Annotated in this window: 13 protein-coding genes; 6 read left to right on the top strand and 7 right to left on the bottom strand. The window is 61.6% G+C overall.

What is annotated here, in order from left to right:
- Positions 1-56 precede the first annotated feature (56 nt).
- Both EJ076_RS28995 and EJ076_RS28990 read left to right on the top strand, forming a co-directional pair.
- Complete coding sequence (locus EJ076_RS28995) at positions 57-1202, top strand: alpha-hydroxy acid oxidase (RefSeq protein WP_164548906.1); 1146 nt, start codon at positions 57-59, stop codon at positions 1200-1202.
- Positions 1203-1211: 9 nt separating this feature from the next.
- A complete protein-coding gene (locus EJ076_RS28990; protein WP_109659749.1) occupies positions 1212-1757 on the top strand; it encodes an adenine phosphoribosyltransferase in 546 nt (181 codons plus the stop codon).
- Positions 1758-1807: 50 nt separating this feature from the next.
- On the opposite strand, the gene EJ076_RS28985 is transcribed toward EJ076_RS28990, so the two are convergent.
- The 7 genes from EJ076_RS28985 to EJ076_RS28955 all read right to left on the bottom strand — a co-directional run bounded on the left by EJ076_RS28985 (position 1808) and on the right by EJ076_RS28955 (position 7914).
- The gene (locus EJ076_RS28985; protein ID WP_109659751.1) at positions 1808-2278 is read right to left on the bottom strand and encodes a MaoC family dehydratase; all 471 of its coding nucleotides are present in this window, start codon (positions 2276-2278) and stop codon (positions 1808-1810) included.
- Positions 2275-2751: a MaoC family dehydratase gene (locus EJ076_RS28980; RefSeq protein WP_126070176.1), complete on the bottom strand. Its 477-nt coding sequence runs from the start codon at positions 2749-2751 to the stop codon at positions 2275-2277. Before EJ076_RS28980 ends, EJ076_RS28985 begins: the two co-directional genes overlap by 4 nt.
- A gap of 127 nt (positions 2752-2878) precedes the next feature.
- Complete coding sequence (gene corA / locus EJ076_RS28975) at positions 2879-3853, bottom strand: magnesium/cobalt transporter CorA (protein ID WP_109659755.1); 975 nt, start codon at positions 3851-3853, stop codon at positions 2879-2881.
- Between the two features lie 230 nt (positions 3854-4083).
- Positions 4084-5187 carry a redox-regulated ATPase YchF gene (gene ychF / locus EJ076_RS28970; protein WP_109659757.1) on the bottom strand — a complete coding sequence of 368 codons (1104 nt, stop codon included), beginning with the start codon at positions 5185-5187 and terminating at the stop codon, positions 4084-4086.
- Positions 5188-5304: 117 nt separating this feature from the next.
- The gene (pth, locus tag EJ076_RS28965; protein WP_245462907.1) at positions 5305-6018 is read right to left on the bottom strand and encodes an aminoacyl-tRNA hydrolase; all 714 of its coding nucleotides are present in this window, start codon (positions 6016-6018) and stop codon (positions 5305-5307) included.
- A gap of 22 nt (positions 6019-6040) precedes the next feature.
- Positions 6041-6682, bottom strand: a complete 642-nt coding sequence (locus tag EJ076_RS28960; protein ID WP_056595667.1) for a 50S ribosomal protein L25/general stress protein Ctc — start codon at positions 6680-6682, stop codon at positions 6041-6043.
- A 197-nt stretch (positions 6683-6879) separates the two neighbouring features.
- Positions 6880-7914: a class I SAM-dependent methyltransferase gene (locus tag EJ076_RS28955; RefSeq protein WP_126070175.1), complete on the bottom strand. Its 1035-nt coding sequence runs from the start codon at positions 7912-7914 to the stop codon at positions 6880-6882.
- 294 nt (positions 7915-8208) lie between these two features.
- Between EJ076_RS28955 and EJ076_RS28950 the strand changes: the two genes are divergently transcribed.
- The 4 genes from EJ076_RS28950 (at position 8209) to EJ076_RS28935 (ending at position 13348) form a co-directional block, all read left to right on the top strand.
- A complete protein-coding gene (locus EJ076_RS28950; RefSeq protein WP_126070174.1) occupies positions 8209-10215 on the top strand; it encodes an EAL domain-containing protein in 2007 nt (668 codons plus the stop codon).
- A gap of 248 nt (positions 10216-10463) precedes the next feature.
- The gene (locus EJ076_RS28945; protein WP_126070173.1) at positions 10464-11471 is read left to right on the top strand and encodes a LacI family DNA-binding transcriptional regulator; all 1008 of its coding nucleotides are present in this window, start codon (positions 10464-10466) and stop codon (positions 11469-11471) included.
- 73 nt (positions 11472-11544) lie between these two features.
- Positions 11545-12336, top strand: coding sequence for a 3-methyl-2-oxobutanoate hydroxymethyltransferase (locus EJ076_RS28940; protein ID WP_126070172.1), 792 nt, complete (start codon positions 11545-11547; stop codon positions 12334-12336).
- Positions 12337-12343: 7 nt separating this feature from the next.
- The gene (locus EJ076_RS28935; RefSeq protein ID WP_109659770.1) at positions 12344-13348 is read left to right on the top strand and encodes a sterol desaturase family protein; all 1005 of its coding nucleotides are present in this window, start codon (positions 12344-12346) and stop codon (positions 13346-13348) included.
- Positions 13349-13446: the final 98 nt, after the last annotated feature.

Raw genomic sequence — 13446 nt, 5'->3', positions numbered from 1 at the left:
TATTCGCATCAAACGGCGCGAGAGGCTTGTCGCGCCATAGCCTTTGGAATCGGATGATGCGGCTCAGCGACTGTCACAATTTTTCGGACTTCCGCCGCATGGCGCAGCAGCGGCTGCCGGGGCCGATCTTCAATTACATCGACGGCGCGGCGGACGATGAGGTCACCTATCGCCGCAACACCGAAAGCTTCGAGACCTGCGACCTGGTTCCCAACGTGCTGCGCGGAGTGAGCGAGGTCGACATGTCGGTGACGGTCATGGGCCAGAAGCTGGCGATGCCGTTCTATTGCTCGCCGACCGCCTTGCAACGCCTGTTCCACCATCAGGGCGAGCGCGCGGTCGCTAAAGCCGCGGCCAAATACGGCACCATGTTCGGCGTCTCCTCGCTTGGTACCGTCAGCCTTGAGGAAGCGCGCAAGATCAGCAGCAGCCCGCAGGTCTATCAGTTCTATTTCCATCGGGATCGCGGCCTCAACCGGGCGATGATGCAGCGGGCAAAGGCGGTTGGCGTCGAGGTGATGATGCTGACCGTCGACAGCATCACCGGGGGAAACCGCGAACGCGACAAACGCACCGGCTTCGCCATTCCCTTCAAGCTCAATCTGACCGGAATGCTGCAGTTTGCGCTCAAGCCGGCCTGGGCGATCAACTATTTCACCCATGAGGGGTTCAAGTTGCCGCAGCTCGACGAGCATGTCGACATGGGCGGCGGCACGATGTCGATCAGCCGCTACTTCACCGAGATGCTCGACCCGTCGATGACGTGGGACGACGTCGCCGAGATGGTCAAGCTTTGGGCGGGTCCGTTCTGCCTCAAGGGCGTCATGTCGGTGGAGGATGCCAAACGCGCGGTCGACATCGGCTGCAGCGGCATTGTGCTGTCGAACCATGGCGGCCGGCAACTGGATGGCTCGCGGGCGGCGTTCGACCAGCTTGCCGAGATCGTCGATGCGGTCGGTGACAGGATAGACGTCATCATGGATGGCGGCGTGCAGCGCGGCACCCATGTGCTGAAGGCGCTGTCGCTCGGTGCCAAGGCCGTCGGCGTCGGCCGCTACTATCTGTTCCCGCTCGCGGCGGCCGGCCAGCCCGGCGTCGAACGGGCGCTTGAGCAGATGCGGGTCGAGATCGAACGTGGCATGAAGCTGATGGGCTGCAGTTCGATCGAACAATTGTCGCGCAACAACCTCCGTTTCAGGTAATCTCGAACCATGAAATCCTCGCTCGAAGACACGCTGCTTGCCGCGATTCGCACCATTCCGGACTATCCCAAGCCCGGCATCCTGTTTCGCGACATCACCACGCTGCTCGGCAATGCGCGCGCGTTTCGCCGCGCCATCGACGAGCTTGTGCATCCCTATGCCGGCCAGAAGATCGACAAAATCGCCGGCATCGAGGCGCGCGGCTTCATCCTTGGCGGCGCCGTCGCCCATCAGCTCTCGGCCGGTTTCGTGCCGATCCGCAAGAAGGGCAAGCTGCCTTTCGAAACGGTGCGAGTCGCCTACAGCCTGGAATACGGGTTGGACGAGATGGAGATGCACAAGGACGGCGTTGCTCCGGGAGAGAAGGTGATCCTGGTCGACGATTTGATTGCCACCGGCGGCACCGCGGAAGCCGCGGTCAAGCTGCTGCGCCAGATCGGCGCCGATATCCTCGCCGCCTGCTTCGTCATCGACCTGCCGGACCTCGGCGGCCGCGCCAAGCTCGAAGCGCTCGGCGTACCGGTGCGGACGCTGATTGGCTTTGAGGGGCATTGAGGAGCGGTTTTTCCTTCTCCCACAGGGGGAGAAGGTAAGAAGCGCCGGCGCTACTCAGCCTTCACCAGCACGGCGCTCTCGAACTCCAGCACCTTGTCGCCGGTCGAATCGAAAGCATCGGCGCGCAGCGCCAGCAGCCGCCAGCCGGGGCGCGAGGCGATCGGGCGGTGCGACAGTGCGGTGCGTGTGAAGGTGATGGTTTGCCCGGCATGGACCGGCTTCAGCCATTTCAGGTTCTTGAAACCGGGCGAGGGGCCGAATTCCGGCACCGGCCCGGGGCCGCTCCACGCAGCAATCTCGGCGTCCATGCGGTTTTCGAGATTGAGTTTCATCCAGGTTGCAGCGGTGTGCCAACCGGATGCGCAGAGGCCGCCGAGCACGCTCTTCTTTGCGGCCTCCTCGTCGACATGGAAGATTTGCGGGTCGTATTTGCGGGCGAAGGCCTTGATCGCCTCGGGCTCGAATGTGTGCGAGCCGAGCGTGACGGTGATGCCGATGCGGAAGAACTCGTCCAGGGTCATGCTTGGCTCTTCGCGGCATCACGCGTGAGGAACATGACGGAGTTCTCGAGCTCGAAGACGCTTTCGCCACGCTGGTTGAACAGCTCGCTGCGCATGGTGACGAAGCCGAGCTGCGGTTTCGATTTGGACAGGCGCTTGGCAACAATCACCAGGGTGCCGGCAAGCTGGTCGCCGGCCAGGACCGGCTTCTTCCATTTGACCTGATCGACACCGGGCGCGCCCTGGCAGGTGGAGTCCAGCAGGAACGCATCGCACAGCATGCGCATGAACATGGCGCAGGTGTGCCAGCCCGAAGCGGCCAGTCCGCCCAGAATGCTGGCCTTGCCGGCTTCCTCGTCGAGATGCATCGGCTGCGGATCGAATTCCCCGGCAAACTCGACGATCTCGGCGGCGCTCACCAGCTTCGAGCCGAGGTCGATCGACGCGCCCTCGACGAAATCCTCATAGGCCCATGTCTTTATCTTTGCAGTCATGGTCTGAAATCCGGCTCACGAACCTGCGATCCCTCAGGATCAGGGTTTCCGGATGCAGGCCGCAGCGCATTTGGTCAAGAGATTTCTATAGCGCCACGTCGTGGCTCCGTGGCCTCCGGTGGGCAGATCAGAGCCAGCCGCGGCGGCGGAAATACCAGAAGGGCAGGATCGCCGACAGCACCATCATGGCGATGGCGAAGGGATAGCCCCACTCCCATTTGAGCTCGGGGATGACGTCGAAATTCATGCCGTAGATCGAGGCGACCAATGTTGGCGGCAGGAAGATAACGGCGGCGACCGAGAATATCTTGATGATGGCGTTCTGCTCGATCGAGATCATGCCAAGCGTGGCGTCGAGCAGGAAGGAAATCTTCTGCGACAGGAAGGTGGCGTGGTCGGCGAGCGACAGCACGTCGCGCGACAGCGTCTTGATGCGCGCCTTGGTGTCCTTGCTCATCTTGGTGCGGGTCGAGGCATGGGCGAAAAACCCGGCCAGGCGCTGCAGCGAGATCAGGCTGTCGCGGATCGAGGAGGCGATGTCCTCCTTGCGGCCGATGGCCTTCAGCAGTTCCTGGAAGTCGCGATTGCGCTTGGAAACCTTGGTCGATCTCGCCTCGAAGATATCGCGCGAAATCGCCTCGATGTCGCGGCCGGCGCGCTCGAGGATATCGGCGAGACGGTCGACGATCGCCTCCAGCAAGCCGATCAGGATGGTGTCGCCGCTGGTGCAGCCGGTCGCCACCTTCTCGGCGCGCTGCGGAAAGGTCTTGAAGGCCTTCGGCTCGTGATAGCGCACGGTGATCAGCCTGGTGCCGGCGAGCACGAAGGTGACCGGCGACATCAGGGGATCGTCGACCTCGGTCTGGGCGGGCAGGGTGGCGGTCATGAAATAGGCGCCGTCCTCGACATAGAGGCGGCTCGAAATCTCGATCTCCTCCATCTCCTCGCGTGTCGGAATGGCAACGCCGAGCCAGCTCTCGATCGTCGCTTCCTCTTCCTTTGTTGGGTTGAGCAGGTCGGCCCAGACGATGGTCTCGCTGTTTGCCAGGAGATCGTCGACGGCGCGCAGGCGGTCATTGTCCACGACGAAGGCCTTGATCATCGCCGGGTCTCCCTTGCTGGGGCCAAAGGGTGCGTTCGGATTGACGCGTTGTGTCGGATGGCGCGGTTCCCGGCGTTAGCGCCGACCGTGCGCCTGCCGCTTAGACCTGTGGCGTGACAAAATCAAGACAAGGGGCGGTCCGGCGGATGGCCACCGGCCGCTCAGAAAGCTCGTCGAGAAAGCTTCGCAGACAGCTCGCCGGGATGTTTGGATACCCGGCCGCCGAGACGTCAGGTGTTGAACTTGAACAGCAGGATGTCGCCGTCCTGGACGACATATTCCTTGCCTTCGTCGCGGGCCTTGCCGGCTTCCTTGGCCGCCACTTCGCCACCCAGCGTGATGAAGTCGTTGTAGGCGATGGTCTGGGCGCGGATGAAGCCGCGCTCGAAATCGGTGTGGATGACTCCGGCCGCCTGCGGTGCCTTATCGCCCTTGTGCACGGTCCAGGCGCGCGTCTCCTTCGGCCCGACGGTGAAGTAGGTGATGAGGTGCAACAGCTCGTAGCCGGCGCGGATGACCTTGTTCAGGCCGGGCTCATCGAGGCCGAGCGAGGACAGGAATTCCATCTCTTCCTCATCGGAGAGCTGGGCGACTTCGGCCTCGATCGCGGCCGAGATGACGACGGTGCTGGCGCCTTGCGCCGCAGCCATCTTCTCCACGGCCTTGGTGTGCTCGTTGCCGGTGGCGGCGTCGGCTTCGGCGACGTTGCAGACGTAGAGGACCGGGTGCGAGGTCAAAAGGTTGAGCCCCTGCAGGATGCGCAGGTCTTCCGCCGAAATGCCCTTGAGCAGGACGCGGGTCGGCTTGCCGGCTTGCAGCAGTTCGAGCGCTGCCTCCATCATCGGCAGCACGGTGGTCGCTTCCTTGTCCTTGCTGCCGGCGCGCTTGCGGAATTGCACGATGCGGCGCTCGAGGCTGTCGAGATCGGCGAGCATCAGCTCGGTTTCGACCGTCTCGGCATCGGCCACCGGGTCGATGCGGCCCTCGACATGGGTGATGTCGTCATCCTCGAAGCAGCGCAGCACATGCACGATGGCATCGACCTCGCGGATGTTGGCAAGGAACTGGTTGCCCAAGCCTTCGCCCTTTGAGGCGCCGCGCACCAGGCCGGCAATGTCGACGAAGGAGATGCGGGTCGGGATGATCTCCTTCGACTTGCCGATCGCCGCGATCTTCTGCAGGCGCGGATCGGGCACCGCCACTTCGCCGGTGTTCGGTTCGATGGTGCAGAACGGATAGTTGGCGGCCTGCGCCGCCGCCGTCCTGGTCAACGCGTTGAAAAGCGTCGACTTGCCGACGTTGGGCAAGCCAACGATGCCGCATTTGAAACCCATTTTTGTCCGGTCCTATCGGGAAAATAGAAATTTGATCAGGGCTATGGGCGATAGGGGTGATCAACGTCAAGCCCTGTGGCGCCGATCCCGCTCAGTCCTTGCCGCCGAACAGCTTCTTCAGCATGGCGGCCATCGGGCCGGATTCCGGCAGCTTGGTGGGTGCCTGCTGCGGCCGTGCCTGGCGGATGTGACTTTGGGCTTTCTGGCTCTGCACCTTTGGCGCCTTGGGGGCGGGCGGTCGTCATCGCCGGTCGGCACCAGCTTGTCGCGCAAGGCCAGCGTCACGCGGTTCATGAAGGAATTGTCGTCGCCCTTGGCCAGCAATCCGGCGTCGCCGGCGATGGCGTCGAGCAGGACATCCAGCCATTCGCGGTCAGCCTTGGCAAAATCGCCAAGCACATGGCCATGCACCATTTCCTTGACGCCGGGATGGCCAACGCCGATGCGCACGCGGCGGTAGGCGTTGCCGACATGCTGGTCGAGCGAGCGAATGCCATTGTGGCCGCCGGAGCCGCCACCGACCTTCACCCGCAGCTTGCCGGCGGCAAGGTCGATCTCGTCATAGAAGACGGTGAGCGCCTCGGGGCCGAGCTTGTAGAAGCGCAGTGCTTCGCCGACCGACTGGCCGGACAGGTTCATGAAGGTCTGCGGCTTGATCAGGACGATCTTTTCGCCATCGAGCGTGCCCTCGGCGATCAGGCCCTGGAATTTCTTCGACCAAGGCGAAAAGGAATGGCGGCGGGCGATTGCGTCCGCCGCCATGAAACCGACATTGTGTCGATTGTCAGCATATTTCGCGCCCGGATTGCCGAGGCCTGCAAAGACAAGCATCGTCTGCTCCGGGCGGAAAGAGTTACTTCTCTTCGGCGGCAGGAGCCGCTTCAGGTGCAGCCACTTCAGCCGTCTCTTCCGTCTCCGGCTTCATCGCCGACGAACCGGCAATGGTCGCGATGGTGAAGTCGCGGTCGGAGATCACAGGTTTCACACCGGCCGGCAGCGTAACCGCCGAGATGTGGATCGAGTCGCCAATGTTGGCGCCGGTGAGATCGACGGTGATGAATTCCGGGATCGCATTGGCCGGGCAGTGGAACTCGACTTCGTGACGCACGATGTTGAGCACGCCGCCGCGCTTGATGCCGGGCGACTTGTCCTCGTTGATGAAGTGGACAGGCACGTCGACATTCACCTGGGTGTCCTTGCCGATGCGCAGGAAGTCGACATGGACAGGGAAATCCTTGACCGGGTCGAGCTGGAAGTCCTTTGGCAGGACCTGAATCTTCTTGCCGTCGACATCGATCGTGGCGATCGTGGTCAGGAACCCGCCGCCATGGATCTTGTAGTAGATGTCCTTGTAGGTGAGCGCGATAGCCAGGGGAGGCTGCTTGTCACCATAGATTACTGCAGGCACTTTACCGTTGCGGCGAACTGCACGGGCGGACCCCTTACCGACCTGTTCGCGTGCTTCGGCCTTGAGCTCGTAAGTGTCGTGGCTCATGGCATTTCCTTTCGGTTTGTTCTGGAGCGCTCACGGTTGGCAGAGTGCCTGGACCGTAAATGTCGAAAGCCGCCGGGTGAGGCGGCCTTCCGCCGCGTTGCCTCCAAGGGTGTCTACGCGGGTGGCGGCTCTATAGCGGAAGGCGGCCGGACGTGCAAGCCAAAGGCATGTCCGCCGGCGCGCAGCCCAGGCGGGTGCTATCCGCGCTTTTCGATGACGGCATAGAGGACGTTGTGGTTCTCGCCAAAGAACACTTGCGCCTCGACGGTATTGCGGTCGACGCTGGCATTGACGATGTTCCACATGTCGACCTCCGACCGCAGCAGCAACACCCAGTCCATGAACGTCTCCCGGTACCCGGCGTCAGGGGTGCCCTCGGCGTAGTTCGCGAACAGGAATGTTCCGTTCGGCTTCAACATCTGCAGGCACGTTTTCGTGAGTTTCACGGCGACGTTGTGCTGGAGGTAGTCGTAAAGGCCGGAGGCGTAGATGAAGTCGAACTTGCCGAGCTTGTGGCCCCTCGTGAGCACGGTTCGCACCGAGCCGTCGATGGCTTCGACCGCGGTGCCCTGGAAGTCGCGCGCGATCAACCCAACGCTCTGGGGATCCTGATCGAGCGCAACCCAACGCTTGAGGCGCCCCTCCGCCAGGGCGACCGAGCGGTTGGCCTCCCGCAAGTGGCCGGCCGCTATCGCCAGGACCTCGGTTTGCGGCCCGCTCTTGGCCGCAATCTCATCGACATATCGGGTCAGGAGGTCGCGCCGTTCCCGTGCAGCGACGCATGACGGTACGTTCTGGGTATGGCTATAGAGTGCCTTGCCGATCTCCGAGGCGTTCGCCACGCTCTCTGCCACATGCGGATCGCAATAGATGTAGTCGAGCAGTTGCGCGTCGCCGGAATAGCCCCTGGGCTTGCTGAAGGACCAGTGCGTCAGCGGATCCTCGAGGAAATACTCAAGGATCGGGTGGTTCTGCGCCACCGGTATCAATGCATGCCAAACGTCGGGATGAACCTTGGAACGCAGGGCGTTGAGGTACGACAGAAGGCGACGAACGATCTCGGCGGGATCCTTGCTTTGTTCGACCTGCTGGTGTGTCGCGTGGAGAATGATCGCGAGCTCCGCGCGAGCGGTTTCGAAGGCTTCGCCATGATGCTCGAGCTTTCCTCGAGGGAGATTGCCGGCGATCATCTCAGCGGTGATCAGGCTTTGGCCATCGAATACAGTTTGCACACTGGAACTCCATAGTTAACAGTCGGTTAACTTATTGCGTAGAATGCTCCATTTGCCAATGACGGCGCGAGTGCATTTTAGCGGTATGATTAATTTCCCGCTAACTATCTTTATTCATTGCACATCTTCCGGGCCGGATTCCGGGTTCGAGTTAACGGAAACTTGTCTTGCGTGATTGCATTTGTGTGCGAGGCGTCGCAATCGCTGTCGCGTCCCAGGGAGTCGGCCTGCGTGGGGGCAGAAACTAGAAATGAGTTCGGAGCCGAAAATCCCCTTCAAACGGGGTTTGCTGTGATGAGCGATCACGCGTCATCCGCATTGGCTGATACGGCTCATGGGGAGCCTTACGAACCGCGCTACGAACTGGGGGCCGACGAGCTCCGCGCCCTTTACCGCACGGAAGCCCATGCGACGCGAAGAGGGGAAGCCCGGCCAGGGCTTTGGATCGCCGTTGCCATCTATCTCTTGTTTTCGGCAACGGATCTTCTGCTGATACCAGATGTGGCCGTCTATACGATCACGGCGCGCTTCGCGGTCGGACTGACCGCGCTTTTGATCCTGGAAGCACAGCTTCGCCGGAGGGTTGCAACGCAATGGCTTGACGTGACTTGCGCTGGAGCCATCATTTTTGGCTATGTCGGTTGGCTCTGCCCTGCGGTTTTCGGTGCGGACAAGGAAAGCGTCTCCTACTATATGGTCTTCGGCACCATCTTCATGATGAGCGCCAATCTTTTCTTTACGTTCAATTTTAAACTTTCAATAGTAACTTCTGCAATAATTTTATGTATACTTTATATCGTAAATTACTTCGTACCTTCTACCCTAACGTACAAAATGGTATTCGGGGCTTTCTACGTTTCTTGTTTCACGTTCACCTCGTATGTGAACTGGAAACTGAATGAGGAACGCTACAACGTCTTCCTGAACGCCCTGGAAGCCAGGATCCAGCACAACGAGGCGACCGAACGCGGCAAGGCCCTGCTGAGACTGTCGCGGACCGATCCACTTACGGGTTTGGAGAACCGGCGGGCGATCGACGAGAAGCTGCGAGACTACTGGAGCGACTGGCAAAGGGTTGGCACCAGTTTTGGGGCGATCCTTATCGACGTGGACTTCTTCAAGAAGTTCAATGACTGCTACGGCCATCAGGAAGGCGACCGCTGCCTGATCCATGTCGCCAATGCGCTTAGCGATATGATCAAGCAGTACAATGGCTCCATCGGCCGCTATGGCGGTGAAGAGTTCATCGTCCTGGCTCGCATGGAGAAAAAAGAGCAGATCCTGGACATAGCGGAAGCCATTTGCAGCACGGTAGAGAACCTGGCGCTTACCCACGAGCTGCGGCGCGACGGCGTCTCGATCGTGACAGTGAGCGTTGGCGCCGCGTTCACCAGGACGCAGACCGGCGCCAAGCTGGAGAAGATCATCCATGAGGCCGATCGCGCGCTCTATCTGGCAAAAGCCGGTGGCCGAAACTGTGCCCGGCTGTTCGACCCAACCGATCCTCAGAGCAGCGACGAGAGTGAGAACATTGCGGCTTTGCTGAAGATCGCGATCGGCCAGAATCTCGTTTCACTCGTTTATCAGCCTATCCAGGATGTCAAAACGGACCGGGTTGAAGCCGTAGAGGCTCTGATGCGCCTCAAAATGCTGGACGGCACATCGGTTCCGCCGAGTCTGTTCATTCCCGTCGCCGAACGAACCGGCGCGATCCTGGAACTCGGGCGCTGGGCCATAAGGACAGTGTGCGCCGAGCTCCTGGCGGACGACCACGTCCGTGTCGTCAGTGTCAACGTCTCTCCAATCCAGCTCAAGACACCGGGCTTCGCAACGTCCGTCGCGACCATTCTGGGCGAGACCGGCGTCGCCGGCAGCAGGCTGGCCTTCGAGATCACCGAAGGACTGGAGATGGAGATGCATTCGGACATCCTGCGCTGCATCAGCGACCTGAAGCTGCTGGGGATCAAGATATGGCTTGATGATTTCGGGACGGGCTTCGCGGGCCTTTCGTGGCTTCGTCTGATCGATTTCGATACGGTGAAGATCGACCGTTCGTTTCTTCACGACTGCAGCTCCCCGAGCGGCAAGGCAATGCTCCAGGACATCATCACCCTGGTTCGAAATCGCGGCCACAAAATCCTGGTCGAGGGGGTGGAAACCGACGAACAGATGGCTCTCATGCGCGAATTCGGCATAGACAAGATCCAGGGCTTTCATGTCGGCCGCCCCGCTCCCGCGGCTAGTTTCCAGGCAAAGCGGACCATGCGCAAACGGTCATTTGCTGTGCTCAAGTCCGCGTGATTGCGGTGCGGCGGTAGCGTCGCGATTTTGGGTTGAGCCGCTGTTGGGCTTTCATGGTCACAAGGGTCTGGTCCAACCGACTTCATCCGATCACCTCGTCAGCTTTCGGTTTTCCGGTATCCATCTTGCCCAGAGTGGATGCGGCGGGATGCAATTCCCAAGGGCGCCATGCGCTTACCCGGGAAAACCGTTATCCATTTTCCCTGGAATTGCTTTAGGCTTCGGCGTCGCCACAGCGGGGAACCAAGATTCCGAAGCCTACCTTCCTTGAGATCGCCCGCCGCGCCGGGGTCGGCACGGCGACTGTCGAGCGCGTGCTTAACGGCAGGGGCGGGGTTAGGCCCGCGACCGTCGAGAAAGTTGTCGCTGCCGCGCGCTCGCTCGACTATCCGCGTCGCCTGCCGGAAGCTCATCGCGGCGTGATCAGGATCGAGGTGATCCTGGTTCGTCCTGACGCCACCTTCTTTGCCCGTCTGGCGCGCGCCTTCGAGCGCATCGCCGCAACGCTAGACAGGACCATTGCCGTCCATCGGACGTTTCTCGACGAGACAGATCCGGCTGCTATCGCCCGGCGGATACTCGACCCCGACATGCGTCGGGCGGCCTTGATCCTGGCGGTTCCCGACCACCCACTGGTCGGCGCTGCGCTGAGGCAACTGGACGTGCAAAACATTCCGACAGTGCAGATCGTAACGCAGATTTCCGCGACCTCCGGCTCGTATGTCGGCATCGACAATTATGCGGCCGGTCGCATGGCTGGTCTGCTGATGTCGCGTATGCAAAGGCGACCGGGCAAGGTGGTCGCCCTTTGCCACAGCCAGATCTACCGCGTGCACCGCGACCGCGTGCGCGGTTTTTTCGACTATCTGATGGAGGCCGGTGGCGGAGACTTCGAGCTAGTGGCAGCTCTTTTCGGCCATGACGAAGGTGATCGCAATGCAGGGCAATTGATCGAAGCGCTGACGCGGTGGCCGGACCTTGTGGGGCTATACAATGCCGGTGGCGCCAACGCGGCACTCAACGACGTGCTGCGACGCCACCCGCTGGGGCGCGAGATTTTCTTCGTCGGCCACGAACTCACCGAGCGCAGCACTCGTGCCCTGCGAGAAGGTACCATGGATGTCGTGCTCGACCAGGCGCCGGAGGCACAGGCGAGGCGCGCCATGGATCTGGTGCTGGCGATGCTCAACCTGCACGACCTGCCGGTGGAAAATCCCCCGGTCCGTTTCGTTACCTTCACCGCCGAGAACCTTTGATCTGATTTGATCAAGGAACATGCGGCCTCGCGCCGGCCGCGATGGTATCTCCTCTCGCAAAGCGGAGGTGACGGTGACCAGACGGCTGACGGCTTACGATCTCAGCAGTGCCAAAGGCAGCCGCAAATGGCTGCAGTTGCACGTAGACACGCCGGCCGAGGCGGCCGCTGCCGTGGCCTGCGACATCGTCATCCTGTCCTGCGAGCCTGACCACAATCTCGAATTGATCCGCCAGGCGGCGCCTTTCGCCTTCCTCTCGGTCGGTATGCCGCATGGCGCCGTCGCCACGCCCGACGAAGCCGTGCGGCTCGGCTTTGCGATGATGCGGCGCGGCGCCGATGCGATTTACTGCTCGCATTCCCCGCGCTTCATCGAGGCGATGGCTGCCGAAGGCATTCCTGTCACCGGCCATGTCGGCCTGGTGCCGAACCGCGCCACCTGGACCAATTTCCGCGCCATCGGCCGCACGGCGGAGGAAGCCCTCAAGGTGCTGCGCGCGGCCAAGGACCTGGAGAATGCGGGTGCCGCCTGCATTGAGGTCGAAGTCGTGCCGGTGCGGCTGGCCGAGCACATCACCCGCTCGACGCCGCTGATCACCATGGGCATGGGCTGCGGTTCGGCCTGCGACACGCAGTATTTGTTTTCCAGCGACGTGCTGGGCACGCATGCCGGCCACTATCCGCGCCATGCCAAGCGCTACGCCGATTTCGTCACGCTCGAGGCGGAGTTGCAGGAAAAGCGCATCGCCGCCTTCCGCGCCTTCGGGCGCGACGTGGCCGCGGGCAGCTACCCCGAAGCCAAGCACCAGGTCGGTATGGACGATGCCGCCTACGACCGCTTTTTGACCATTTCCCAATCCCTGTGAGATCAGAATGGACGACCTGAAATACGGCAAACGCAACAAGCGCGGCGACTGGGCACCGGACGAACCGGCCGGCAACGCGCCGTTGTTCACCTTTCCGCCGCGCCCGCTGGCGCTGCTGAAATGGCTGCCGAGCTATTTCCTGCCCTACAATCTGCTCTTCGCGCTTTCGGCGGTCGCGTGGTGGCACTACGTGCTGCCTGACGTCGAGGTCATGAAGACGCTCGCCTTCGGCTGGATCGCAAAACTGTTCCTCGTCAACTGCGCCGCGCTGCTTTTGTTCTTCGGCGCTTTCGAGCTCCGACTCTACATCTTGAGAGCCCAGGGCAACCGCTTCAAATACAACGGCAAATGGCCGTCGGAGCAGAAGAGCAAGGCGTTCTTCTTCGAGAACCAGAATCTCGACAACATGCTGCGCACCTTCGGCACCGGCATGCCGATCTGGACGGCGATCGAGGTGGCGATCCTCTATGCCTACGCCAATGGCTACGTGCCGTGGCTGACGGTCGCCGAGCACCCCGTCTACCTGTTCTGCCTCGCGCTGGTGGTGCCGATCATCCACGAGACGCACTTCTTCCTGCTGCACCGGGCGATCCACTGGCCGCCGCTCTACAAGTGGGTGCATTCGGTGCACCACAATTCGGTGAACCCGTCGCCGTGGTCGTCGCTGTCGATGCACCCTGTCGAGCAGTTCGGCTACCTCGGCGTTGCATTCTGGCACCTGATCATCCCGTCGAATCCGCTGCTCGCGCTCTACCAACTCCACTATGCCGGCTTCGGCGCCATTCCCGGCCATGTCGGCTTCGACAAGGTCGAACTCGGCGAGGACACCAGCATCGATAGCCACGCCTACATTCACTACCTCCATCACAAATATTTCGAGGTGAACTACGGCGACGGCCTCATCCCGTTCGACCGATGGTTGGGCACTTTCCACGACGGCAGCAAGGAAGGCGAGGCCCGCATGCAGGCCCGCTACGAGAAGAAGAAGGCGCGCGCCAACGCCGCCCAGTGACAGTCCGATCAGACAGCCACGCGAGGCGGTTCCGGCCGCCACCGCAAGCCATCCCGCAAGGGCCGGAAGTCAAAGGAGGAGTGAACCGGCACTCCATC

It is taken from the genome of Mesorhizobium sp. M7D.F.Ca.US.005.01.1.1 (assembly GCF_003952545.1).
Classification (GTDB): Bacteria; Pseudomonadota; Alphaproteobacteria; order Rhizobiales; family Rhizobiaceae; genus Mesorhizobium; species Mesorhizobium loti.
The sequence above is the reverse complement of the archived record's forward strand: the minus strand, read 5'-3'. Positions and strand labels throughout refer to the sequence as shown.